The 25,140-nt window shown below is 66.2% G+C and carries 17 protein-coding genes and 1 pseudogene; 6 read left to right on the top strand and 12 right to left on the bottom strand.

What is annotated here, in order from left to right; all coding sequences use genetic code 11:
- The first annotated feature begins 36 nt into the window (after positions 1-36).
- Together ACIPRD_RS05880 and ACIPRD_RS05875 are read left to right on the top strand one after the other, a co-directional pair.
- Entirely contained in the window at positions 37-1,695 is a 1,659-nt protein-coding gene (locus ACIPRD_RS05880; RefSeq protein WP_401560260.1) for a serine/threonine-protein kinase, read from the top strand.
- Positions 1,696-2,549: 854 nt separating this feature from the next.
- On the top strand, positions 2,550-3,005 hold the full coding sequence (locus ACIPRD_RS05875) for a hypothetical protein (protein WP_401560257.1): 456 nt from the start codon (positions 2,550-2,552) through the stop codon (positions 3,003-3,005).
- Positions 3,006-3,402: 397 nt separating this feature from the next.
- On the opposite strand, the gene ACIPRD_RS05870 is transcribed toward ACIPRD_RS05875, so the two are convergent.
- From ACIPRD_RS05870 to ACIPRD_RS05860, 3 genes are all read right to left on the bottom strand, one after another.
- Positions 3,403-4,017 (bottom strand): TetR/AcrR family transcriptional regulator, encoded by a 615-nt coding sequence (locus tag ACIPRD_RS05870; RefSeq protein ID WP_401560254.1) that lies wholly within the window; start codon positions 4,015-4,017, stop codon positions 3,403-3,405.
- A 66-nt stretch (positions 4,018-4,083) separates the two neighbouring features.
- Complete coding sequence (locus ACIPRD_RS05865) at positions 4,084-4,965, bottom strand: SDR family NAD(P)-dependent oxidoreductase (protein WP_401560251.1); 882 nt, start codon at positions 4,963-4,965, stop codon at positions 4,084-4,086.
- Between the two features lie 6 nt (positions 4,966-4,971).
- Complete coding sequence (locus ACIPRD_RS05860) at positions 4,972-5,622, bottom strand: SDR family oxidoreductase (protein ID WP_401560248.1); 651 nt, start codon at positions 5,620-5,622, stop codon at positions 4,972-4,974.
- A 98-nt stretch (positions 5,623-5,720) separates the two neighbouring features.
- On the opposite strand from ACIPRD_RS05860, the pseudogene ACIPRD_RS05855 reads away from it, so the two are divergent.
- Both ACIPRD_RS05855 and ACIPRD_RS05850 read left to right on the top strand, forming a co-directional pair.
- Positions 5,721-5,993: pseudogene (locus tag ACIPRD_RS05855) on the top strand (XRE family transcriptional regulator); the annotation flags it as partial.
- Positions 5,990-6,529: a GNAT family N-acetyltransferase gene (locus ACIPRD_RS05850; RefSeq protein WP_401560245.1), complete on the top strand. Its 540-nt coding sequence runs from the start codon at positions 5,990-5,992 to the stop codon at positions 6,527-6,529. The pseudogene ACIPRD_RS05855 and the gene ACIPRD_RS05850, both read left to right, overlap by 4 nt.
- A 62-nt stretch (positions 6,530-6,591) precedes the next feature.
- Here ACIPRD_RS05850 and ACIPRD_RS05845 read toward each other — a convergent pair whose 3' ends face one another.
- The 3 genes from ACIPRD_RS05845 to ACIPRD_RS05835 form a co-directional block, all read right to left on the bottom strand.
- Complete coding sequence (locus ACIPRD_RS05845) at positions 6,592-8,001, bottom strand: hypothetical protein (protein WP_401560243.1); 1,410 nt, start codon at positions 7,999-8,001, stop codon at positions 6,592-6,594.
- Positions 7,988-11,416: a serine/threonine-protein kinase gene (locus ACIPRD_RS05840; protein WP_094216382.1), complete on the bottom strand. Its 3,429-nt coding sequence runs from the start codon at positions 11,414-11,416 to the stop codon at positions 7,988-7,990. Before ACIPRD_RS05840 ends, ACIPRD_RS05845 begins: the two co-directional genes overlap by 14 nt.
- Positions 11,417-11,843: 427 nt before the next feature.
- Positions 11,844-12,944, bottom strand: a complete 1,101-nt coding sequence (locus ACIPRD_RS05835; RefSeq protein WP_143684108.1) for a hypothetical protein — start codon at positions 12,942-12,944, stop codon at positions 11,844-11,846.
- 228 nt (positions 12,945-13,172) lie between these two features.
- On the opposite strand from ACIPRD_RS05835, the gene ACIPRD_RS05830 reads away from it, so the two are divergent.
- On the top strand, positions 13,173-14,480 hold the full coding sequence (locus ACIPRD_RS05830; protein ID WP_401560239.1) for a hypothetical protein: 1,308 nt from the start codon (positions 13,173-13,175) through the stop codon (positions 14,478-14,480).
- A gap of 352 nt (positions 14,481-14,832) precedes the next feature.
- Here the strand turns inward: ACIPRD_RS05830 and ACIPRD_RS05825 are convergent, their stop codons facing one another.
- The 3 genes from ACIPRD_RS05825 to ACIPRD_RS05815 all read right to left on the bottom strand — a co-directional run bounded on the left by ACIPRD_RS05825 (position 14,833) and on the right by ACIPRD_RS05815 (position 17,743).
- A complete protein-coding gene (locus tag ACIPRD_RS05825) occupies positions 14,833-15,627 on the bottom strand; it encodes a hypothetical protein (RefSeq protein WP_401560236.1) in 795 nt (264 codons plus the stop codon).
- A 437-nt stretch (positions 15,628-16,064) separates the two neighbouring features.
- A complete protein-coding gene (locus ACIPRD_RS05820) occupies positions 16,065-17,117 on the bottom strand; it encodes a hypothetical protein (RefSeq protein WP_401560233.1) in 1,053 nt (350 codons plus the stop codon).
- A gap of 461 nt (positions 17,118-17,578) precedes the next feature.
- Complete coding sequence (locus ACIPRD_RS05815; RefSeq protein ID WP_401560230.1) at positions 17,579-17,743, bottom strand: hypothetical protein; 165 nt, start codon at positions 17,741-17,743, stop codon at positions 17,579-17,581.
- An 812-nt stretch (positions 17,744-18,555) separates the two neighbouring features.
- Here ACIPRD_RS05815 and ACIPRD_RS05810 point away from each other — a divergent pair.
- Complete coding sequence (locus ACIPRD_RS05810) at positions 18,556-20,013, top strand: hypothetical protein (protein WP_401560227.1); 1,458 nt, start codon at positions 18,556-18,558, stop codon at positions 20,011-20,013.
- A gap of 9 nt (positions 20,014-20,022) precedes the next feature.
- On the opposite strand, the gene ACIPRD_RS05805 is transcribed toward ACIPRD_RS05810, so the two are convergent.
- The 3 genes from ACIPRD_RS05805 to ACIPRD_RS05795 form a co-directional block, all read right to left on the bottom strand.
- A protein-coding gene (locus ACIPRD_RS05805) for an IS5 family transposase (protein ID WP_401560224.1) occupies positions 20,023-20,831 on the bottom strand; the annotation gives its coding sequence in 2 pieces (ribosomal slippage) (positions 20,023-20,492 and positions 20,492-20,831; 810 coding nt in all).
- A gap of 125 nt (positions 20,832-20,956) precedes the next feature.
- Complete coding sequence (locus ACIPRD_RS05800) at positions 20,957-22,711, bottom strand: NaeI family type II restriction endonuclease (RefSeq protein ID WP_401560222.1); 1,755 nt, start codon at positions 22,709-22,711, stop codon at positions 20,957-20,959.
- A 1,024-nt stretch (positions 22,712-23,735) separates the two neighbouring features.
- Positions 23,736-24,974: an MBL fold metallo-hydrolase gene (locus ACIPRD_RS05795; protein WP_401560220.1), complete on the bottom strand. Its 1,239-nt coding sequence runs from the start codon at positions 24,972-24,974 to the stop codon at positions 23,736-23,738.
- Positions 24,975-25,140: the final 166 nt, after the last annotated feature.

Raw genomic sequence — 25,140 nt, 5'->3', positions numbered from 1 at the left:
TTGATCAGGGTTGAGGGGATCAGGGGGCAACGACTCGTGAATGACGCGACCGAAGTGTTCCAGCCGCTACAGGCGGACGATCCGCCCACGGTGGCCGGCTACCGTCTCGCCGCCCGGCTCGGGGCCGGCGGCATGGGACGGGTCTACCTGTCGCACACTCAGGGCGGCCGACCGGTGGCGATCAAGGTCGTACGGCCGGAGCTGGCCGACGACGCGGAGTTCCGACGGCGGTTCCGGCGGGAGATAGCGGCGGCCCGGCGCGTCCGGGGCGCGTACACCGCCGAGTTGATCGACGCCGACGCGGAGGGCACACCGCCCTGGTTGGCCACGCTGTACGTTCCCGGGCCCTCCCTCACCGAGGCCGTCGGCCGCCGCGGACCTCTGCCCGTCCCAGCGGTGCTGTGGCTGATGGCGGGGGTGGCCGAGGCGCTGCAAGCCATCCACGACACCGGCATCGTGCACCGGGACCTGAAGCCGTCGAACGTGCTGCTGGCCGCCGACGGGCCGCGGGTGATCGACTTCGGGATCTCGCTCGCCTCCGACGCCACTTCGTACACCGCCACCGGCGCGACCATCGGCACGCCCTCGTTCATGGCCCCCGAACAGGCCACCGCGGGGGAGGTCACGGCGGCGACCGACATCTTCGCGCTCGGCCAGACGGCCGCGTTCGCGGCACTGGGCGAACCGCTGTACGGCAACGGTTCCGCGGTCAACATGCTGTACCGAATCGTGCACTCCGAACCCGATCTATCCCTGCTGCCCGAAGAGCTGCGCCCGTTGTTCGCCCGGTGCCTGGTCGCCGAACCGAAGGAACGGGCCACCCCGGCGGACGTCGTAGCGTGGTGTCGGAAGCAGCTGGGCCCGGACGCCGACCCTGGCGCGGGAACGGCCGTATGGCGGGAGTTCATGGGACCGGCGGTGACCGTTCCCGCTCCGGTGCCCGCTCCGACTCTCGTGGCCCCGTACACGGAGCCGTTGGTCCCGCCGACCCGACCGATGTGGCCTCAACCGTCGCCACTGCCACCGGAGGAACGACGGGCCCGAAGACGTACCGCGTTGATCATGGCTGCGGCCATGGCCACGGCCGTGGCGGTGGGAGCCGCGCTGCTGGTGGGCGCGGTTTGGCGGCTCACCAACGCGGTGGAGGGCTTCCGTCACCGGGGTACGGTCACCTCGTCGACGACCACCGGTCCGGCGACATCGGCCACGCGGTCATCGGAAGCGTCGGGATCGGCATCGCCTTCAGAGAAGGACGGTCGGGTGCCGGGGGCGGCTCCCCTCGTCCCACCCACGCCCACGCCCCTCGCATACGCCATGCGGAGTCTGGACGAGAGCGATTCAGTGAGCCTCGAGGAGCCTGTCCAGCGTAAGGATCGTAAGGGGGACATCCGCTTCGACTGCAAGGAAGTCGACTGCGCCCTGAACAGCGACACCAGCACGTTCGTCATGATCTTCGGTCCGCCGGGGACCACGTACGACGACTGCCGTCTCCTGCTCCACAAGCCCGGCAGCCACCGTCTCGAACTGGCAGCGGCGGCAGCTGGCACCGAGATCTGCGCCAAGGACTCCTCCGGAAACATCGCGCTGCTCGTGATCCAGGTGAAGTCGACCGCGCTGTGGTACCGGAAGGGGCTGAGCTTCGTGGATGTCGACATGACGGTCTGGCCAGCGGCCGAACGAGCTCGTGCACGATAGTCGGTGAGGCGTCGAGCCCGTGATCGCCGGTCATGGTCGTGTGGTGGAAAGTGTCAGTCGTGCTGCGATCACCGACGACCGGAGGATCACAGGCCTGTCGGCCGATGTGATCGCTGACCTTGTCGCTGGTGGAGTAGAGAGGATCTCGGGCTGTTCCAGGTACAGGTCGTGGCCAGCGCCGGGGATGCTCATGGCCGTGGTGGCCGGTCGCTGCCGGAACAAGCAGGTGCCTCTGCTAGCTCCCCGGGATGCACAAGGCGACACCTCTGAGAGGGCGGGATGTGAGCTGATGTCCGTTTCGCCGTTGTGGATGAAGTCGCCCTCGCCTGACGACTACGGACGTGGCAGGGTGACCAGCCTCGGTTCTGGCTCGGTCAGGATGTTGCGCCCGGTCAGGCGCTTGAGCTTCAAACGGACGTTGTTGATGTTGTTCGGAGCCGGGTTGGCATTAACGGCCTGACTCGGCCCCACGCTTCCGGCTTGAGTTGGCCCCACCGGTGGGGCGCATGGGAGCGTTCGGGGGTTGTTCCGGCTTGAGGCGGCCCCACCCCCGACGTGGGGCTGGGACGCTCGGTATAGGTCTCCGTGAGGGGGGCGATACCGAGTGGTGTCCTCGAAGGAAGAGCTATTCCTGCTGATCCGCCGCGACTCATGGCGGGAAGGATTGTCCGTCCGCGCGCTCGCGCGGAAGTACGGCGTCCACCGGCGGCTGGTGCGCGAGGCCCTGTGCTCGGCGGTCCCGCCGCCACGGCGAACGCCGCGGAGGCATTCGCCGAGGCTGGAGCCGTTCAAGACAGCAGCGAGGCTGACGAAAATCATCCGGAGATCGCCAGGTCTCCTGGCAGGCTGTGGGCATGGCACCCCTCAACGATCAAGAACTGAGCGCCGCGAAGCGGAATGCCGAGGCGCCGGCCTGGTCCGTTCGCGGGGCGGCTGGGCGGCAGCTCGCGGGTTCGGACAAGATCGACGAAGTGGCGGACGTCCTCCACCGTCTTCTCCTGGACGCCCAGGACACTTGGGTCATCCAGGAAACGGCCGAGGCATTGCTCGAACGCAAAGACACCATCGGCCTGCGCTATGTCCTGCTGGCCTACAGCCAGGCGGGCACCGACGACGCCGTGGACCATCTCGGTGCCGCCCTGGACTGCAACCCCGAATGGATGACGACCCAAGGCGCGGACCGGCTGATCAAGCAGTGCCGAGAGCTGGCAACGGACCCGGACGCCGGGGTCCGCAACGAAGCCCAACAGATCCTGGCGAAGCTACGGCCGCGCGAGGAATGGGCGCGCGACTCGGAGGCCGACTCCTGATTCTCGGTTGATCAGGATCGACTGGGGCCACTCGAAACCGGAACCCGGGGCCGTCTCAAGCGGGAACACTGACTCTCTGCACGACCGCATGGGGCCATCTGGAACCTGAAAAATGGGGCCAGTTCGGACCGTTAATGCCACCGGGTCCAGGTCCATCGCCTCGCACACGCCCCGTGCCCGTAATCGCCCGTGTTCTGCAGGTGGGCATCGTCTAGGCGGTCTGGTCGAGCACTCGTTTCCTGAGCCTCGGTCTGCTGTACAACCCGCTGCAGATGACCGGGACGACGGCGGACGGCGTGTTCTGGCGAGGGACGATGACAGGGGTGACCGGCAGCGGGCGAGAAGGCCGCCGTCGCTTCGGATCCGGGTTCATGGAGGGCGCGGCCCCGGGCGGACTTCAGCGGGCGAGCAGTCCGCGGAGAACCACCCTTTCCACAGCTGCGACGAGTTCCGTCAAATGGGAGGCGTCAGCGCGGAGTCGGTCCGCGCGCCAGGAGAGGCCGAGAACGCCGTTCATGGCAGCCCACAACGCGGTGGCGGTGGTGACGGGATCGAGGTCGGCGGCGAGCGAGCCGTCGGCCACCCCGTCGGCCAGGGCGGCGGCGAGTTTGGCGTTCTGCTCGTCGACGAGCGCGGCGACCCGTTCCAGGGCCGCGGGTTCGTCCGGCGGCTCGGCCAGCAGGCGGAACTGGTGCGGGCGCTCGGCGGCGAAGCGGACGTACGCGGCCGAGGCGGCCCTGATGCGTTCCACCGGGGTGCCCGGGGCAGCGTAGGCGTCGTCCATGTAGGTCCGGTTGTCCTCGAGTGCCCGCTCGGCAACCGCGATGAGAACGGCCGCGCGGCCACCCACGCGGTTGTACACCGTCTGCACGGCGACATCCGCGCGTTCGGCGATGCCCTCCAGGGTGACCGCCTCGGGGCCCCCGGCGGCCAGCAGCTCCTCGGCGGCGTCGACAATGGCCGCACGGGTTGCGGCGGCTCGACGTGTCGTGCGTGTGACCTTGGTTGTCATGGTTCCCGCTACTTTACGAGGTGCTTTAACGGCCGGCCCCCTGGGCCACTTCCTTCAGCCCGGAATTCAGCGGGAACCGGCCTGGTGGCGCTCATGCACCGCCGAGTCGTGCCAGCCTGACGCCGAGGCGAGGCCGAGGGCGCGCTGGACCGTCTGAGGGCGGAAACCGACACGTTCGAGTATCGGCCGGAACAGACCGGGAGCGTTCGCGGTCAGGGTGAGGTACCTGGGGATGACGACGCGGTCCGCACGGCGCTCGATGCCGCGGACGATACCGGCGATGACCTTCTCCAGCGGCACCGTCTTCCACAACCCCTTGGCGTTGCCTCCCCAGAGGGCGTGCCCGGCCGGGTCCGCGGTCACGTCGTCCATCATCGGAGTGCGGAAGAACGTGGGGTGGGCGCTGCCGACACCGACACCCAGGTGGCGAACCTCCAGGCGAAGGCTGTCGCACATCGCCCACACGCCGGCTTTGCTCGCGGTGTAGGAGATCTGGAGCGGCGAGTGCACGAAGGCGGCCATGGAGGAGATCGCGAGGAGATAGCCGCGTTGGGCCTCGACGTGGGGCAGCGCCGCGCGGAAGGTGCGCCAGACCCCGTTGAGGTTGACGTCGATGACACGTTCGTAGGCCGACGGGTCGATGGTCGCCATCGGGGCCATGGTGTCGATCCCGGCGCCTGCGATGACGATGTCGAGGCGCCCGAACTGCGTGGCGGCCTCGTCCATGGCTTGCTGCAGGCCGACGAGGTCGCGTACATCGGCGTGCCAGCCACGGGCGACCGTTTCGTCTCCCAGGTCCTGGGCTTGGGCCGTGGTGGCCGCGAGGCTGAGGTCGAGCAGCGCGAGGTTGGCGCCTCGCCCGCGCAGGGCCCGGGCGAGGGCGGTGCCCAGGCCGCCGGTGGAGCCAGTGAGGACGACGGTGCGCCCGGCCAGGTCGTAACGGGGCATGACAGCCTAGCTCGGTGAGTCGGTCTGCGGGGACTTGCCTGTGGGGACGGCGGTTTCCTCGAGTCGGCGCAGGAGTCGGCGCAGTTCGGGGTGGCGTTCGGCGATGAGATCGGTGACGGGGTTAAGGACGCCGCGCAGGGCGGAGAACGGTATCCACCTGCGGGGGACCATGACACGGGCCGAGCGGTTCTCGATGCCGCGGACGACGGCGTCCGCGACGCGCGTGGGGGCGATGGCCTTGCCGAGCAGGGACGGGAAGGCGATCTCGCGCATGCGGGTGGTGATGTCGTTGCTTCCGAAGGCTGCTCCAGCGATGGGCGTGTGGACCCAGCCGGGGTAGAGCACCCCGGCGCTGGCGCCGTGGATGCCGAGTTCGGCGCGCAGGGCGCGGCCGAACTGCTCGACGCCGGCCTTCGACATGGCGTAGGGGGCGTTGGTCATGCCGTTGAAGTAGGCGTACAGCGAAGCGGTGACCAGGACGTGCCCGCGCGCCGCGATGACGTGCGGCAGTGCGGCGCGAACGGTGCGCCAGACGCCCAGCAGGTCCACTTCGACGACGCGCTCGAACATGGCCGGGTCGATGGTGGCGATCGTCGCCGGCGGATCGGCCGCGATCCCCGCGTTGGCGACGGTGCGGCCACCGCCCGCACGCTGCACTCGCGCGGAGCCAACGTGGTCCTAGCTGGTCCGTGACAACGCGTTCGAAGGGCTCGCCGAGGTAGATGTCGAAGTGGCCGTCGGGGTAGAGGCGGATCTACGCCCACCGCTGCCTGTCCGCCCTCCGGCCCCACATGATCCGGTCCCGGGCCATCACCACCACCCGGCTCGCCCACGCCCAGCTCGCCCAGGGCGCCCCCGAAGCCGCCACGGCCACCGCGATGAAGGTCCCCGCTGAGGCTGCCACCCAGCACACCCGGGTCACGCGCATGCTGCAGGAGTTCGGGGCCGCACTGCGCGCCACCGCGCCGGTCAGCTCCACCGTGCGGACCTGGACCGAGCACACCGCCACCTGGAGGATGGCTGCATGACCACGGCGCCCTCCATCGACCTGCGCACGTTCACCGCCCTCGACACCGCCCGCGGCGACCTCCTCGACGTGTACGCCGACGTGCGTGCCCCGCTCCTCCACCTGCCGAATTACGCGGTCACCGCGTTCGGCGAACGCCTGGACCGGCACGGCACCGAGCCGGGGTTCACGGCCGTCCTCGCGTACGCGGACGGGCACCCGGTCGGCTACGCCTACGGCAACACCATCGAGCACGGCGACCGCTACTGGCAGCGCACCAGCCCGACGCCGGCGGAGATGTACACCGAGCGTCCGGCCGTGGCCCTGAAGGAGATCGGCGTCCGACCGACCTGGCGGAAGACCGGTACTGCCCGGCGTATCCATGACGCCCTCCTCGCCACACGCGACGAGCCGTACGTCACGCTCATGGTCAACCCGGCCGCTGGTGACGGAAAGGTCCACGCGCTCTACAAGTTGTGGGGGTACCAGGACATCGGACAGAGCCAGCCGTCACCGGCCTCACCGGTCCTCACCGTAATGATCCGAGCCAGCGGCTGACCGACGCTCACAAGACCCGGTGCAAAGGTGCAGCGGCATGCGGGAGGCACCGCCGCTGACAGTTATCGGCGCTGGTCGGCGATCAACTTAAGGTAGCGGGCGTACTGGGTGTCGGCGATCTGGCGGTTGCGGACGAGGCTTCCTTCCTCCATGCGGTAGGTACGTTCGGGATCACCTTTGAAGGAGAGCCAGTTGAAGGACGTGGTCACCCAAACGTCGTCGTAGACGAGGACCTTGGCATGGGTGCTCTTCAGACGCGTGAAGCTGAGTTTGTCGCGGTAGCGGTCGGCGAGGTTGGTGAGTTTCCGGACGGAGGCAGGGTCGGTCTTGGTGTCGTTTTCCTCGTAGCCGTAGGCAATGTCCACTTTGACGCCTTGTTTGACCCGGCGTTCGAGTTTGCTAAGGAAGTCGGTGGTGATGATCGCGTTCTTGATCCACGGGGAGATGATCAAGAGTCGGCGGCGGGCGTTGGTGAGTGCGTCGTCGAGGACGTCCGGATGCTCGAAGACTCCGATGGCTCGGATCTCGTCTGCCTGTGGCTGCTGAACTGCCGGCGGACCGGGCATGGGGGCGTGAGCGCCGAGCTGGAATGCGGCCTGTTCTGCACGGTGCTGGGTGACCTCTTGCAGCGGTACGCGGGCCTTTTCGAGGTCGGGGTCGAGAAGAGGGCGTTCGGGGGGCGGCGCGACAGAGATGCCGAGGGCCTTGGCACCACCGTGGCCGATGAGAGCGAGTTCGTGGGCCTGACTGAGTTCGCCGTCGACGACGATGCCGACTTCGACGTCGGTACGGTCTGCGTCGGCATACACCAGGATCTTGACCGGCAGGACACGGCGGGCCGGGGCCTGGGAGATGCCTTTGACCTGGAGGACTTCGCGTTTGTTGTTGCCGTTCTCGCGGAGCAGAGCGGTGATTTCCGCTGCGGTGATGTCTCCGTCGTTGACGGGCCCGGACCTTGCGGCGGGCAGCATGATCATGCCGTTTTCCTCGGCCTGCCCGCGCGGGATGGTGGTGCGGCGGTCGTAGGGGGCTACCTTCCACAGCATTTGGTCGTAGACGAGCGGCTGGTTGACCCGCACGGGCGCTACGGCGGCGGCCTTCTGGGCAGTGAGGTGGCCCTTGTCTGTGAGCCGCAGGCCGGGAGCCCGGCCTGCGTCTGCGGGGGTGGGGCGGGCCCATTTGAGGTCGTCTGAGCCGAACAGCACGGCGACGGTCCGGTCGACCATGTTTTCGGGCAGGCCGAGTAGGCCGGCGATACCACGCGTGTTGCTCACGTTGTGGTCGACCAGCCGCAGTACGAATTCCTCCATAAGCGGGAGGTCCTTGCTGTCCTGGGCGAGGACCTCGGCGGTGATCCGGGCGACAGGCAGTGCGGCGTCGGCGATCTGGATGAGTTCGAGTCCGGGACGGGTGTTGTGGAAGCGGAGGGCCAGGAGGCTGTCGTCGCCGAAGGTGGGGCTAGAGGTAGGCATTGCGGATCTCGCAGTCTTCCGGGTGGCCGCTCATGTAGTCGAGGACGTCGCGCAGGGCGCCGGGCTTGCTGCGGCAAAAGCCAGCGTCGCCAACGATGATCAAGCCGTAGCGGGCGCGGGAGAGAGCGACGTTGATGCGGCGCCAGTAGGGCTGGCCAAGGAATCCGAAGCGACCGCTGATGTTGCTTCGGGTCACGGAGAACACGACGAGATCGCATTCTCGACCCTGTACCGCGTCGACGGAGAGCACTTCTGGAGCGATGTGCTTGAGTCTCAGGGAGGCTAGGCGTTTGGTGAGTTCTTCGACCTGGCGGCCGTAGGGGGCGATCAGCAGGACGTCGAGGCGCTTGCCGTCGGGAGTCTTGATCACCCCCTTGTCGATGGCCCGATCGATGACTTCCAGGCGTCGCATCGCGAGTTGGCCCTCAAGGCGGTTTGAAACGCTGGTTTGTGCGGCGGACTGCTCGTCCTCGCGGCGGTTCGGCAGAGCGCTGGTGTCCAGCCACAGGACGGGTTTGTTGACCGTGCTGTAGCCGGGAAGGACATGGTCGTTGGGCGAGATTAGCTTGTTGTCGTAGAAGCAGCTGCTGATCATGTTGCCGATCGCCGGGGTCATCCGGTACTGCTCGCGCAGCAGGTGCTTGACGGGTGCCTTGGTGGAGTTGGCGAAGTACTGGAACAGGGTGGTCTTCACCAGCTCGGGGATGAGCTGGTGATCGGCCATGATCTTTTCATCGCGCAGCAGATCCTCATCGATGGGAGGCAGCTGGTTGGTGTCGCCGACCAGCACCCATCGCTTGGCCCTGGCCATTGGCACCAACGCCTCGGTCGCGGTCGCCTTGGACGCCTCGTCGAAGATGCACAGGTCGAATTCGAGATCCCGGGCCGCCGGGTGGCCGAGGAAGCCGAGCGCGGTGCCGCCGATGACGCGCCGGGTGCGCAGGAAGCCCGCGATCAGGTTCTGGTCGGTGCCGATTCGCTGCAGCCATTCGCCCTGGAGGCGCAGCAGGTGCATCAGTTCCCTGCCGGTCCCGGCCGGGCCGAGGAGCGCCTCGACCACGTCGCGGGCGTCTGCGGCGCTCATTTCCTCGCGGAGGGTGAGTTCGCCGTCGAGCATGGTCTGCACTTCGGCGAACAGCTCTGCCCGCTGTTCGAGGAGCTGTTCTCGACGGGCTCGGGTGGTGACGACTTCCTCGCCGAGCTCTCTGGCGGAGGTGGTGCGCTCAGGCACAGGCTGGTTCGCCAGCTCGTCGAGGCGGGCCGTCACATGGGCGAGGTCGGCGGCCACGGCGGCGAGTTCTTCCAGCACCAGGGCCGCTTTGAGGTGGCTGGGCTGCTGGCCGCTGTTGGCGGCCACGCTCTCCAGATGCCGTTCTGCGCGCGTCCGGACACCCTGGGTCCACTTCTTGACTTGCCGGTCGAGCAGCAGCGGCTGTGCGCTTTCAGCGACGCGTGGATCGTCGACGCGGCCGAGGCGGACGAGTTCGGTGATGCCTGCGTCTTCAAGGCGCTTGAGGGCATTGTCGATGGCGATGTGGGTCTGGCTGACGATGAGGATGCGGGCGGTGGGATGCCGGCTGAGGGTCTGCTCGACGATCTCAGCGATCACGGTCGTCTTGCCAGTGCCGGGTGGTCCCTCGACGAGCAGTAGGTCCTGGGTGCCCAGGGCGTGGGCGACGACGTCCCGTTTGCTCTGGTCGAGGTCGGCGCGGACCCAGGTGGTGACTTCGGTGGGCGGGCCGACCTCAAGGACTCCGGGGTTATCGATGATCTGCCGCAGGTCGAGATTTGCGGTCTGGCCGGCGGCGACCGCGGTAAGTGCGTCGCGCTGCCGGTTGATCGCGTTCTGGCTGGGTCCGAGGAAGGGGAGCAGTACCCCCCGGGCGGGCAGGACGGCCTGGGGACGCGTCATTCGCAGGACGACGGTGTCGTCAGTGCGGTTGGTGATCTCGCCACGGTCGATGGGCCGACTGTAGGGGTACTCCGCGACGGACCACTCTTCACCGATTTCGGCGGTAGTGTCGGGCGCGGCGAGATGGAAGACTCGGGTGCGGCCGCCGCCTTCCAGCCGTTCGTACTGGATCGGCTGCCGCCCGTTGGCCGCCGCTTCCTCACGGGCTTCCAGGACGCGGCGCCAGCCGTCGAACAGGTCGCCGAGCTGCTGGCGCTTACCCTCCTTGGCCTGTGTCTCGCGTGCGTCAAGTTCTTCGTTGAGGCTGTCCAGCAGCAGGTTGAGGCCGTCGTACGCCGGGTCCTCGCCCGGATCGTTGAACGTCCAGGTGAGGATGGGGCCGAGTTTGAGGGCGGACGCACGGCGCTTGGCCATCCATTCCTCTGCTCGTTCCTCGGCCGAAACGATGACGCATCGGTCGCTTTGATCCTCGTCGTTGACCAGGCGCAGGAACAGACTCTGGCCGAACACCCGCACCGTGCCGGTGTCGACTTCGTCGCTCTGCGCGTTGTAGCCGTAGTCGACATGAACCGTGCCGGAGATGTCCGCGAGCACCGTGTTCTTCACCGCATCCCAGTCGATCTCTTCTCCGGCCGGGGTGGTGCTCAAGCTTTCGGCCGCGCGACGGGTCATCTTCAGCCAGAGCGCGTTGCGTTGGCGAGCATCACGGTTTTCGCAGACCCGTTCGGCCTCCAGGAGCCGGTGTTCGAGAACGATAGCGTTGGCTGGCCGCTTCTTCGGGTCGAGGTCGATGCAGGTTCTGAGGACGTTGCGGATCTCGGTGTCGAGTTCCAGACCGTCGAGTACCGTCGCCAGATCGTGGTAGTCACGTGCCTGGCTGCGGGAGAGGACCTGAATGGCCAGGACCGCGTAGGCGTACACGTCACGGACGTACGGGACTGCCTCGCTCTGCTCGGGCGGCGAGTACAGAGCGGATCGGAAGTCCGCGACCGTCTCGTCGGTCACGGCTGCGGCCTTGGACAAGATCTTGGCGATCCCGAAGTCGGCGAGCTTGACCGTGCCGTCGCCGGTCAGCAGGACATTTCCCGGTTTCAGATCACGGTGCTCGATCTCCTTCTCGTGGGCATACGCGAGGGCGGAAGCCAACGGTCCGCCTATGCGTGTGAAGTAGGCCGGCCAGTCAAGGGGACGGCCATCTGCCATCTCGTCCTTGAGGCTGCGGTCAATCCACTCCAGGGCGATGAAGTACCGCTCCAGCCCTTGATCCCAGCCAGAGTCGAGCATCCGCACGATATGGGGATGGTTCAGTGCCTTGAGCGCCGAGGTCTCCCGCTCCAGGAAGATCCGGGTGATCGCGTCGTCCTCCCGCTGCTTGAGCAGCTTCACGGCGACGTGGTCACCGCCAGCGCTCTTGATGTCCACGGCCTTGCGGACCTCGGACAACCCCCCCGGGCGGGCCTCCTGAGGGAGCAACAGAAACCGGCCGTTAATCGTCGTCCCCACCCACTGCTCCTTGCTCCCCCGACTGCCGCGCAGTCCACCCAAGCGGCCATCTTGCCAGCGGCTTTCCCATCGGATCAGCAGTTTGCCCAGGGCGATACGGACTTGGCGAGTAATGGTCCCTTCGGAGTGGCTCTGCGAGAGGACGCCCCCCTTGACCCAAGCAGCGAGGCGTGATCGGAGTCGGCCCCTCGACCACGGTAGAACGGGTTGGGTGCTTGAGTGATGCGTGAGCGGACGATGCAGCGGCGGCGACGAGGGATCGGATCGAAGGTCACACCGAACCTGACCTGACGAGGTGGTTCCGGACACCGAAGAAGCGTCCGGAACCACCCATCAAGATCATGCCCCTTCTGGCTACCTTTTTTCTCCTGACCAAGCCCACAGACCTTGACCGAACAGATAGAAACACCCTCCGCGGCGACTGGTCTTAGGGCCTAGCGGACTGGATTGCCTCCTGCAGGTTGCTCACGGCCCGCTCAGCGTGCGCGCGGACGCTGTCCCAGGCAGCGGTGAAGTCGCGGACCGGGAAGCCCAGCCCAAGCGCGTGGTGGGCGGCGGCGAGTTCCGGCCGCGGCTTGGGGTGGACGGCGGAGTTGCGGATGACACGGATCTGGTCCAGGAGCTGCACGGCTTGGTGGACCGCGTTGCGGTCGAGCGCGGGTAGCTCGTCGGCGAGATGTTCCTCTAGTCGCAGCAGGCCCGAGCCTGGACTGCGGCCGGGCACTTTGAAGTCGCGCAGGATGTCGGTCAGGACGACCAGCCCGGAGTTGTAGGCCGCTTCGTCGTCGACGTCCAAGGCGAGGAGGCTGGATCGGTCCATGGGCGGCGGGACAACCAGGGCTTCGCCGAAGACCAGCTCGTAGGTGACGTCGAGGAAGTTCAGCGCGCGCAACAAGGAGCGCGGCTCGGTGAAGGACAGCGCCTCCGGCGGCGCAGGCGGCGACAGGTGGGCGGCGATATCGGCGAGGTAGTGGTCGAGGGTGTCGCAGTCGGCGGATGGCAGCGCGCCGATTCGGCCCGTGAGGGATGTCTTGTTGAAGCGCATGCCCGGCCACTCTCGGTCGGCGATCTGCGCCATGCGCTCCAGCAGGGGACTGGTGCCGTCGATCTCCTTCAGGACTTCGCCGAGGTTCACGTCGATATCGGGCAGGTCGAAGGGGCTGTCGAGGATCCTGTCCTGCTCCCGGGTCATCTGCTGCATATACGCCAGCAGGCCACGGGCAAGATCGCGGGCCATCTGATCATGCTGCAGGTGGTAGAGCCCCGCCATGGTCAGGTACACCGGCCCGTCGGACTGCGGGGTGAAGCCGTGCCCCCACCACCCGACGGCCCGGTAGCCGTTTGAGACCTGATCGTGGCCAATCACGGGGAAGCTGTAGAGGACCTTCGCGGCGTCGTGGCCGTGCTTTCGCATGCGGTAAGCGACGTGGAAAAAGTTCGGGAAGCGCTCGTGTTCGACGAACGTCGTCCACACGATGTCGAGGAGGAGCCGTTGCTCCTCGGTGAGCGGGTCTGTCAGGGCGGTCATGGCGTCTATCTCCAGGTGGGCAACGGACCAGGATAGAGGTGCCGCCAGCTGGGGCATATCGTGTTTCGGGTCCGTGGGCACCGGCCTTGCTCGGCGTGCCTGGGACGCCCGCACGGCCGCCCTGCAGGGCGGCCCTCATCTTCATGCCGGGCCGGAAAGCTGCCGAGTGACACGTACTACGAGAAAAGGGTAGGTGTCGGCGGCCGTGCTTTGCGTCTAATAGAGGGCGTGACTGATCAGGCTTCTCCCGCGCTGTGGCGGTTCATCCAGGACGACGACCCCGACGCGTTCACGCTCATTGTGGAAACCGCGAACGGGCAGTACGTGCGGCGCATACGTCCAGCGCTACCGCTGCCGTCCGGCGTGGAGCATGGCCCGGGTGCCGAGGTGGCGGCACACACCGCTGCCGCCACCTGGGGTCTGCCCGATTTCGTCTTCCAGTCCGCCTACGCCAGCAAGGGCTCCGGTCGACGCGAGCTCGGCGACAGGCTGTTGCTCGCCGGAGGGCGTGGCGCGGTGATCCAGGTCAAGGCGCGCACGATCCAGCCCAAGGACGCGGACAGCGAGGTGGCCTGGATCCAGAAGGTGGCGACCAAGGCTGCACGTCAGGCCAAGGGCACCGTGCGTCAGTTGCGGATGCTGCCCGCTGACATGGCCAACGGCCGCGATCGAACGCTGTCTGTCGACGGCAATGCCTACGAGTGGATCGGGGTGTTCCTGCTGGATCACGAGCAAGTACCCGAGGGCACGATCTGCTCGCTGGAGCCGATCGGTATCCCCACGATCGCCCTGACACGGAGGGACTGGGACTTCCTCTTCGACCAGCTGCGCTCTACCACCGCTGTCCTCGACTACCTCTTCCGCGCCGCCGTCGAGCCTCCTGTAGCCCTGGGCGAAGAGCCCGTGCGGTACTACGAGTTCGCCGCGGCCGACGCCGAGGCACCCCCCGGCCCCCTCAACCCAGATGTCGCCGGACTCGGCGGGAGCCACTTCTCCACCCCCTTGCTCCCGCAGGCTCCGGTGGGGTCAGATCATGCTCACCGGGTTATGCGAATCATCATGGAGGACGTCGCCACCAGCGCCATCCGCTCACAGATGAGTGAGCCCAACCGGCAGCTCCTCCTCTCCGACCTGGACAAGCTGCCGGTCGGAGCGCGCGCTGAGTGGGGACAACTGCTGCTGGACATGCTGGCCGACGTGCGTGAGGTGCCCGCTGACGAATCCAAGTGGCGCTGGCGCCGTTCCATCGACCCGTCCGGCACCCGCCAGCTCATCTTCGGATGTGCCACGCGCTTCGGTCCCGAGGTGGAAGCCGCCTTCCAGTCGTACGTACTGCTGCGCCACCACCAACTCCACCAGCAGACCGGCCTGGCCGAACAGAGCTCCACCCTCGGCGTGCTGCTTACCCCGCGCACCGATGGCAGCCGGCCATGGGACACCACCTTGCTGCGCACCGAGAGCGACAATGAACTGAGCTCCGAGGAAGTGGAGCGATACACCGAGCTCTGGAATCCCCAGCCCGCCGAAGCTTCCTGAGCGCGGTCTTCGCCGTTTAGCTGATGGCAAGGATGCGGTGCTCGATGATCACGAAGTCCCGCTAATGGTCGTGATGGTGCCTGATGCGTTCGCGCGTGTTGATGACCGGGGAAGTCGCCGCGCTCGTGCAGCGCGAGGTTGCCGGCGGCGCCGTACATGGAGAACTAGACAACACCGGTGTTCCGCAGTGGTCGGAGACCGTGGTGGCGGCGACCTCGCCGAGCTGCCGCGCGTTGGGCTGCAGGAGCCAGTTCCTGGTGTCCGTGTACAGACCACGGGTGACTCCCGCGTGGTCTTCGACGAGTTGAGGGAGATGGGTATGCGCTCATCTCCTGCGGCAGAACGAGGCTGATCAGTCGTTACGCATCGGCGGACTTGCGATTGAGTTCCGCACGGTGCGAACGAATACCGCCCTATTCTCTTCGGTCACCTGAATGTTGTGTTTAAAGTCCTCCAGGAAGCGCGCTCCTTCGTTGTTTATTTCGTCCCCTAGTTCCCCGAATGCGGTCATCCTGCCGAGCCACGCTTCCCCCTCTCCCATGGAGTGCTCCGCATTTTCCAGAATCCGCTCCAGATCCTCTATGGAATAGAGTTCCTGCAAGCTCTCTAGGTCGCCAGCGTGGGCGAGCACCTGATTCAGCTGCTCAATTTTGAGATCTGGCGAGAGTTCGCGGATATGCCTTTCCTGCTCCCGTAGGCGTGCGATAGCTGCCTCGATGCATTGGCCGAACTTTTCTTCTCTCTCGATATTCTCCATTGTTGCAACAGAGATCACCTGAGAGGCTTGAGCGACTTCTTCAGGGCCAAGAATAGATACGCGACGCGCACGTTCCAGCATGCGAGTGGAAGCTTGATGCAGTTCTGTACGATGGGAATTATGTTGGCCCTCCTCTGTTGGACGGGCCAACTCCTTTCGCCTGCGGGTGCACTCGTCCCAAGCGTAGAGGAATCCCTCGCAGGCGGAAAGACGTTGTTGCCGTAGCCAATGGGCGTGTTCGTTCACAGCCTGGTCGTGTGCCTGTCCACGCACAGCATCAGCGCTCTTGTCTGCTCCGGCCTGGGTGGCCCATGCCGTGAAAGCAGCTCCCAGTATCGAGCCGAGAAGCCCGCAACCTGCCGCTATCAGTGCGACGATTCCCTCATCCACAAGAGGCCATGATGCACGAGGAGTCGGTGCCGTAGTAGTGGACAGCGAAGTTTACGAGCCGAACATTGCCTGGGTCGCGCCGAGCAGCGAGGTCAGCCTGCTGAGGGCGCACAACAGAACTTTGCAGTGGGGCAGTTGGGGGTGCGAGGTAGGGCATACAGGAGGAGATGCGACCTGTAGCGACGCATTGGGAACGGTGACCCCTGTCTTGGTATAGATGCGGTCGGCACCTACGACGGTGAGCAGTAGCCGGCCGACAAATCCGCGATCCCACGTGAAGTGCAGGAACATGCTGCCGTCTGGCAGATCGCCCGGGCGCCCATAGGGCAGCCGGTTACTGGGCTGTGAAGACACCCTTGCTTGGTATGACGAGGGGACCTGCTCTGGTCCCCGGGCACTCTACATACGTGGGGCATCCGCCCGTTTGCGTCGAGCTCTCAGCTTTGGGCGCTTGGCCGACGCCGGGGGAAAGCATCTCCGATCGGCCAGTCCTCAGACAGACCAAGAGACGTGTGGATGGGGCGAGCCGCTGGCTGACGTTCGACGTGAATATCAACCAATTGTACTGTTTCCCAGGTGGGGAGAACGGGGGCCGGGAGCGAGTCAGGTGCGGGGCTTTGCCAGAGGACTGGGGCCTTCTTCGCCCATGTCCAAGGTACCGGATTATCGACGGTCAGTACGCCGCTGACCCGGCTATGGGTCTGATCTTGCGCAGCAGTCCAGTAGCCGTCGGCATTGCGACCGAAGGTCGATCCGGTGTGGTGGGCGTACTCGACCGAGGTCCCGTACAACGCGCTTTCGGTGTCCTCATCCTCGGGAAAGACCGCTGAATTGCCAACCGCCACGATGAATGGCAGCCCCAATTCGCCGTACTTCCTGCCCTTCTTTCTCACGGCTTTGAGTACCCGATCTGAGTCATCGGCGACCCACACCGAGGGATGGAAGCCGATTGTCCTGCTCGTCGGATCGCCTCGCCTGCCGGGGCTGCGGGGGATCGCCTCGAAGCTGAGGCGCCAACCTGCCTCCTGCCAGGTGTGCCTGGGTAGCGGCACCTTCTGCTCATACTCGGCAGTGACCTGGTCGGGGTCCAAACTTGCCAGCCATCGTGTCAACTCGTTCTTCAACCGCCGTTGCTGCGGTGTGGTCGAGCCAACGCTGTCAACCTTGTACGCCACGTGGAAGTTTGGGCTCGGAACGCGGTCAATCACGTCCACCACCTGAGGCGGGAGCGAGCGGCTCCCGGTTGCGTCCAGATTCTCGGCCGTCCAGATCGCCTCGACAACGAATTGCTGGTCGCCACGGGTGACCAGGAAGTCTGGGTACTTTCCCCCTGTGCCTATTTGCTGCTCGATCTCCACGGTGCAACCGGATCCGCGCAGCATCTCGTGCACGTACAGCTCCCACAGCGCGGAGAAGACATTCGCGTCGGAATTGCGATCGCGTAGCCGACTGCGCAGGCCGGGCTGAGCATCGGGGGCAGGTGTGACCACCACTCGTTGATCACATCTCGAACCTGGTCCCAGAACGGACCGGCGATCCGTTCGAAGAATTCGGCATCCGACTCCGATGCTCGCTTCGGTGTCGCATCTGTCCGATGTCGGCTTATGTACACGCCCATGACGAACGATCATAGATTGCTCCGTGCGCTGCTCCCACGGGTTTTCTGCAGCGTCCCGGCGACGCTTGGGTTGAGTCCGAGCTGTCGCCGTCGTCCGCACGCCCTTGATGATCGTGCGCCGTCTCTCGCTGCCGACGGAGACGCGGAGCAAATGATCAGCAGTGCCCGTTCAGAACTGACCAGCACCTGCGGCTGTTCCGAAACGGAACGCCGCGCCCTTTCGTCACCAGGCCGGCCGCAGAGATTCAGCTCGGCGGTGACAGCGGTCTCGGCTGCTGAGCGCCCTGGGACTGGCGCCGTTCGCCCGCCGCCCAGGCGGTGCGAGGGCAGAGGTCAGCCCTGGTCTTCCTCCTGATCGTCCCGCAAGGCGTCGCGCACGGAGCGCCAGGCGCGGATTGCGTTACCGATGTCCATCAACAGCCCTCGAAGTTGGCGAATGAAAACCCGCGCAGCACAAATGGCAGTAGCTACTTCGAATTCCACCGCGAGCCCGCTCATCGGCTGCTCCCCACCTCGGGCACCAGCCTCTCCGTCTCACACCGCGAAGTCTGTACCCCGCTGGGTACATTTCGTGATCACCCTCGGCTTCACCCGCACGATTGGACGGACACGCGGCTGAACTCAACGAGCCGAGCCACTTTGAGGCACCACGTACAACACTTGCCGCCGTGAGGGCGCGGGTCAGCATCAGGGTTGATGCCTTTGCTGATCTTGAAGATCTGCGCCACGGGAACGTGGCTGAGCCGATACACCCAGGCTGCCCGTCGAACGGGCTGGCGTCTGTAGGGTCGAGCCTACTTTTTTCGATCTTGGATGGATCCGCAAGCGTGGCCCGCCCAGAGTGTTCCATGCAGTTCATGCGGGGTGCCCTGCGTGAGCGATGCGTGAGCGGACGGTGTGGCACGACCCATCGGTAGGTGGATCGCCGCTTACGGCGCATGCCCTCTGACCTGGTGGTTCCGGACACCGAAGAACCGTCCGGAACCACCCAGCAAGCTTTGGCCAGGACTTTTAATGCATTGGTTGTGGGTTCGAGTCCCACAGGGCCTACGGATGCGTGGAGGGGAAACCCCTTCTGACCTGCTACGCAGCGCTCGGGTCGGCTTCGGTCGGGTCGGGCGCTGTGGCGTTTTCGGGGTTCTGCGTGAGCGGAAGTTCGGGATGCCCGCCCGTCGGCGCCTGCGCAACAGCTGGTCGGGGATCGGCGTGGCCGCCGACACGCCGGTGACCACCCCGTTCCGTGAGGCTCACCGGATCTACGTACGGTATGAGCGCGAGACGCACACAGCGGTGGCGGCAAGGGGGCGGTCATGGACGCAACTGGGGAAACGCTCGTTGTACTGACTGCACTGCCGCTGGAGTACAAGGCGGTGCGTCGGCTGTTGGAGGGGCTGGAGAGAGTCGATCAAGCAGGAACGGTGTTCGAGCGAGGTCGGCTGCCGGGTACGTCCTGGACGGTCTATCTGGCTGCCACCGGGCCGGGGAACGACTCTGCGGCGGTGATCACCGAGCGGGCCATCAATTTCGTGCGCCCCCAAGCCGTCTTCTTCGTCGGAATCGCGGGATCGCTCAAGTCCGACGTTTCGCCAGGCGACGTGGTGGTTGCCCTTGAGGTGTACGCGTACCACGGGGGCAAGGAGAGTCCGGAAGGGTTCAAGGGGCGCCCGCGCAGCTGGGAAACTTCCCATCCGCTCCAGCAGGTGGCCATGTACGTCCACAGCGTGGATGAATGGCGGGGAGCCCTGTCGGAGGCGGAACGAGCCACGACCAAGGTGCACTTCAAACCCATCGCGGCGGGCGACCTCGTGCTGGACGCTCCGGCCGAGTCGCCGTCCCGAGTCCACTTGGACCGGAGCTTCAACGACGCCGTAGCTGTGGAGATGGAAGGTGCGGGTTTCGCCAACGCCGCGACCAAGGCGGGGGTCCCCTACCTTCTGGTCCGGGGGATCAGTGATTTGGCGAACGGAACCAAGCGGAGCACCGACGATGCCGGTGTGCAGGAAACCGCAGCGCAGCACGCGGCTCTCTTCCTGACGGAAGTGATCACCCAGTTCAAACCCGCGAACGCAGCATCCCTGCCGAAGGCGCCTTCTTCCGGACAGCCCACAGACGAGCTGATCTGGCAGCCCCTCGATCAACCGGCCAGCGTGGCTTGGTACAGGGACCTCGTGCCGTCGAGTGGCTACACCAATGGTCCTTCCCTGCTGGAGATCCACTTGGTGCCCATTCCGGTGACAAGCGGGATCACTGCGACGCGCATGCGGGAGCTGGCCGAGGAAATGGTGAACCTGGGCCGTTCGAAGGGGCTGTTTACGAACGCTGAGCAGGTCGACGTCCACAACGCCGCTGAGATGACGGTGGTCGCTGTTGCCAATCCTCGGGGGCGCTCGGCTGGCCTGGCGATCACACGATCTGGGCAGAGGAGTGCCTGGGACTCGCTTCCCAAACCAGGCATCACGTACGTACTCGACGAGGCCGATGTTCGCGAACGGATCACGACTCTGCTGGAGATGCTGGAAGCTGTCGATGGACAGGCCGCTCCGTCATATGCACCGGCGGCCGGTATCGAAAACACCATGATGGTCACGGTCGAACGTCTGAGTGAAGTCGATCCCCGCCGGTCCAGCGGGTTGCGTATGTCGGATAGTCCTGTCCGCGTCCAACCCGAAGAAGCTGTCACTGCGGCGGTGGTTGCCAGCCGGCGCAGCGACCTGGCCGAGGAACTGGCTGCCCGCCTGCTCTACGCCTTCCGTGCTCCAAGCCGCTAACTGATCGTTTCAGAATGAGGTTCGAAGGCGGCGGAGGCATATGAGGCTGCAGGCCAGTTCGAGCAGTCCCTGATGGAGGTCCGCGCGTCGTTCGTAGCGGATGCGGAGCCGTTTGAACTGATGCAGCCAGGCGAAGGCGCGCTCGACCACCCAACGAACCTTGCCCAGTCCGGAGCCGTGGGCGACGCCGCGTCGGGCAATCACGGGTTTGATGCCGCGTTTCCACAGCAGGCGGCGGTACTTGTCGAAGTCGTAGCCCCGGTCCGCGTACAGCCGCCGAGGCTTGCGACGGGGGCGCCCCCGCACGCCCCGGATCGGCGGGACCGCGTTCAGCAGGGGTAGGAGCTGGGTGACATCGTGCCGGTTGCCGCCGGTGAGCGTGACGGCGAGCGGGATTCCATGTCGGTCGACGATCAGATGGTGTTTGGAGCCAGGGCGGGCGCGGTCGACGGGCGACGGGCCGACGTGATCCCCCCTTTGAGAGCCCGGACATGCGAGCCGTCCACGGCGCAGTCCTCCAGGTCCAACAGTTCCGCGCGGCGCAGCTCGCTCAGCAAGGCGGCATGCAGACGTGGCCAGACGCCGGCCTCGGTCCAGTCCCGCAGCCGACGCCAGGCCGTCACCCCGGAACAGCCCACAGTCTCCGCCGGGACATCACGCCAGGCGACACCCGTCCGCAGCACGAACAGGACGCCGGCGAGCGCCGTTCGGTCAGGAACACGCAACCGCCCCGGATGACGGCGCCGCCGCTCGGGAGCAGGCGGCAGCAACGGAGCCAACCGCTCCCACAGGTCGTCAGGAACAAGATCAGCACGCACTCCAGACACCCTGCCGACCAAGATCGTCGAGCACAAGACTCGCAGCTCAACTCATTTTGAAACGATCAGTAAGGTCCTCTGGACAGGTCATGGAGCATGTACATCGTGAGTGCGGCTGGCGCCGGTCATGCGAGGGCAACTGTGGGCAGGGGGACTTCTAGATCCTCCGGGTGAGCCACGCACCACGGGGTACCGTCGAGCACGATCGCGGGAGTGCCTTCGTGTCCGGGTTGTGCCGGGGTGAGCCGGACACTCATCCACGTGCTTGGTTCAAGGGCAGGTAGACCGAGGTCCCAGGCCCACTCGACGTCGCGGGGGCGAGTGCCATTAAGGACGAGCACGCCCCGATGGGCGAGCCTCTGCCGCGCCTCCCGCGCTCGCTTAACCCCATCAGCCTGCATGGTGACGGCGGAGAGGTCCGCAGTGGTGATCGGAGTGAGCTGTGCCTGCAGGAACAGCTCCTCGGTGCGAGCCTGTCCTGAAGCCTTGGCGAAGATCGAACTCACTGTGTCAGCAGACAGTCGACGCAGGGCATGCTCGGGCAGGGGAAGGTTGGAGTGGATCCAGTGGATTGCCTCCCGGCCCTGCGCGCTTAGCGTGCGTTTCCCGTCGCGGTTCGAACCCGTGTTCATCAGTTCGGACCTCACCCGCAGCAGGCCGATGCTCCACAGGCCGCTGGCGTCATCACCGCGTACGACCAGGCACAGGCCACCCTGCAGTTCAGGCGGGAACATCCAGTTACTGCCCCGGGTGAACTTCATGTCGACGTCGTGCCCGGCCACCATGAAGTCCAGGTGCAATCCGTCAGGGAGGCCCAACTCGCGCTGCATCCGGTGATACACGGCGGTGCCCAAGCCTGTCTTCTCGACCTTGGTGAGCTGGGACCATAGGTAGCGGCCGGTGTGTGCGGGGTCAAGCAGGTGCCGTCCCGCTCCGTCGATCACGGATCCCAGGCGGCTGCCATCTGGGTCCAAACGCAGCATCTCGGCGAGGACCTCGGCCAGTTCCGGATCCTGTTCTAGTGACCGGACGCGCTCGTGCCCCTCGAACGACGACACCCCCTCTCCTTGCTCTACCTCCCGCTCGATGGCGGTGGTGTCCGGCAGTGCCTGACGGGAGCTGCGGAGCGTACCTGCTGGGGCAGCCTGGCCGGCGGGATCGGTCCGAGTCGTCGGCCATTCCACGGGACCTGTAGGGGTAGGAGCTGAAAGACCCGGGGGGTCTGTGGAGCCAGTGCCGTGGGCGGTAAGCAGGTTCTCTGCCTCGGCCAGTCGATGTTGTGCTGCGCGAGCGACTTGCTGAGCCTCGTCTCGTTCGGCCTCGGCGGCCGCGAGGCGGGTCCGCAGTCTGGACAGCTCGATTCCGGAGACGGCATAGGAAGGGGCATCAGGGGAAGGAGTTGAGACTCGTCCGACTGCGGGGCGCCCCAAAGCTCCAAGTACCAACAGCGTGGTAACGAGCGCGCGTGACTTGGCAGATTCTTTCTCAGCCTCGGTAGCGGTTTGGAGCGCGGCAGTGAGCTGGGCCTGAGTATCGATCAACTCGCGCTGAACCCTGACCAGTTCTGCCAGCAAACCTCCGTCGTCCGGAACCGCTCCGGGCTCCGGCTGATCTGGCTCGGCATCCTCCGACCAAGCCTGATGCAGTAGGGAGATGGCCTGTTCCCTGAGCGTGTTGGCACGCTGGGCGTCGGGGATGCAGACCCTGACGATGGCCTCGATCAGACGCCGTTCGTTCTTCAACCCGACGCCGCTCAGCTTGCGGTAGAGCGTCGATCGGGCGGGCAGTTGACCATCAAACTGGCCGCTGGTCCTGAGTAGTTCGTGGAGGTCCTCGACGGATAGCCGAGCTTGCGTGCGTATGTCCAGCAGGAGCAGCACAAGCGCATCTACGGCATCCGAACCTGTCGATGGAGGCACGATGGGCCGTCCGCTGGCGCGGAATGGGTACATCAGGCTCACAATTCTCTCGGCAAGACGGCTATTTTCTCCGATAAAACTGGGAAAATCTAGCGAGCGAGGGCGCCCTCAGGAAAGCTGATCACCATAGCCTGAACCGAGAGGAATCCGCCCGTGCGCCGTCCCACCCCGCTCCGCCGCTCCCCCGCCCTGGACTTCGTTGCGTTCGTCATGGTGCTCGCAACCGGGGTCACGCTGGTGGCCTTGGGGTTGTCACCGGAGTCCCTCGCTGCCGTGACCATCGCCCTGGCGGGCCTGTACTCGGCTTGGCGCACGGGCCAGCCGCCAGCCGCTCCGCCCACTGAGATGGAGGTGCGGCAGGAGGAGCTCCGATCGCTTGAGAGGGGTGCGGAGCGGCGGGCGTCGCATCTCGGTGGTGAAGTCCCTGCGCGGCAGGACGTCAGGTAGGTGGTTCCGGCGGGCACGAGCCCGCTGCTATGCATGGAGCCACCCATTTCCCCGCCGCTACCGGCCGTTTAACCAGCGACCCAACGCGCCTGACACCCCATCAGAACCAGCGTCAAATGAGCGTCACGAGCGTCATTTCAGCGTCAAGATATCGCCCGTAACGCCCACACCGCACATAATGCGCACACACAAAACCGCAGGTCAGGAGCCCTTCACGGCGGGTTCTAGGATCGCGACGCACTCCACGTGGTGGGTCATCGGAAACATGTCGGCAGAGCCGAGCAGATCCTCACCCAGCGCAGGACTCATATCCCGAGCGGCGTTGCCGACGGCTCATCGTCCCCGCGGCTCACGACGTGCGTTCGGACCGAGACCCGCGCCGAGCCGTCCAACGTCGGCAGGGGCCTGAACTGTCGGGGGAGATCCGAGGGTTCCTTGCGAGGCGGCCCGTCCCACGCACGGATCACGTGGTCAAACTGAGAACCGGAACACCGGCTCAACATCTCTACGATCGGACCGATCTCATCCTCGCCCGATGTCACACGTCACCCGCGAAGTCGAGATCCTCGCTCCGCCCCTCAGCCGCAGCCGACACCACCGGCCGCGGCCGACGCCACGGGTGAGCGATCGGGCCGGACACCGACCGCCACCACGGATCCGTGGGAATCTGCCCGGCCGGCTCGAAAGGCTCGCCCGGCCGAGGAGAAGCAACGGCCTGCCCGACCTCCTCAGCCGCGTCCCGGGTCCACTCCCCCGGCTCCGCCCACGCATGGAACGCCAGGTTGAACGTCCCCCAGTGGATCGGCAGCAACACCCCATGCGGCCTGCCGCCCTGCAGGTCAAGGTGCGTCTGAACCCCCTGCGCCGGCGACATGTGGATGTCCGGCCACGCGCCAGGAAGCGGCCTATGATCCGTGTGGTTCTTGGGCCAGTACTCGCTGTAGGCGCCGATCTGGATCATCGTGACGTCGAACGGGCCGTGCGCGGCGCCGATGTCCCGGAAGCCGTCGAAGTAGCCCGTGTCACCGCTGTGGAAGACCTTGTGCTCGTCGCCCTCGACGACCCAGGACGCCCACAGGGTGTGCTGGGTGTTGCGCAGGCCCCGGCCGCAGAAGTGGCGGGCCGGGGTCGCGGTGAGGGTGAGGCCGCCGACCTTGGTGGATTCGTGCCAGTCCAGCTCGCGCAGCCGGTCCGGGGACACACCCCAGTGTTCGAGGTGGGCGCCCACGCCGAGCGGCACCGCGAACAGCGTGTCGGTGCCGGCCAGCGCCTTGATCGTGGGCATGTCCAGGTGGTCGTAATGGTCGTGCGAGATGACGACGACGTCGACCGGTCCGAGCGAGGCGAGCGGCAACGGCACCGGGTGCAGCCGCTTCGGCCCGGCGAACGGGAACGGCGAGCAGCGGTCGCCCCAGACCGGGTCGAACAGCACACGGTGACCGTCTATCTCCGCGAGCACGCTCGAATGCCCCATCCAGGTCACGCGCAGTCCCGTGACCGGCGGCTTCGCCAGGTCGGCGAAGGTGGTGGCGTGCACCGGGAGGGTGCCGCCGGGCGCGCGCAGGGGGCGGGTGTCCTGGTCGAAGAACATCTTCGCCATGTCCAGCGGGGAGGCGGACGGCCGGGTCCGCGCGGTGCCGCCGGGGTTCTGGAAGACACCGTCCCTGAAGTGCGGGGAACGGCGAATGCGCGCGAGGCGCTCACCGCGCGGCTCCGCGCCGAAGGCCTCGGGCTGTAGTGCGCCGAACCCGAAGCTCTGGGAACGCAGACCGGTCACGGTACCTCCAGATAACGTCTCTGAGGTCTCCATTATGAGCGGCCGTCCCGTCGGACTCGGGTGGCGGGGGCGCATCACGCCCCCTGGCGTCGCGCCCGCGAGCGCCGAACGGGACCACCTCACGGCGCGTCGCCATGGGGCTACAGCAGGGCATGGGGGTGAGGTC

Origin of the sequence: Streptomyces sp. NPDC090108, from assembly GCF_044747185.1 — a bacterium.
Classification (GTDB): domain Bacteria; phylum Actinomycetota; class Actinomycetes; order Streptomycetales; family Streptomycetaceae; genus Streptomyces.
This window is presented reverse-complemented; position numbering and strand designations above follow the sequence as displayed.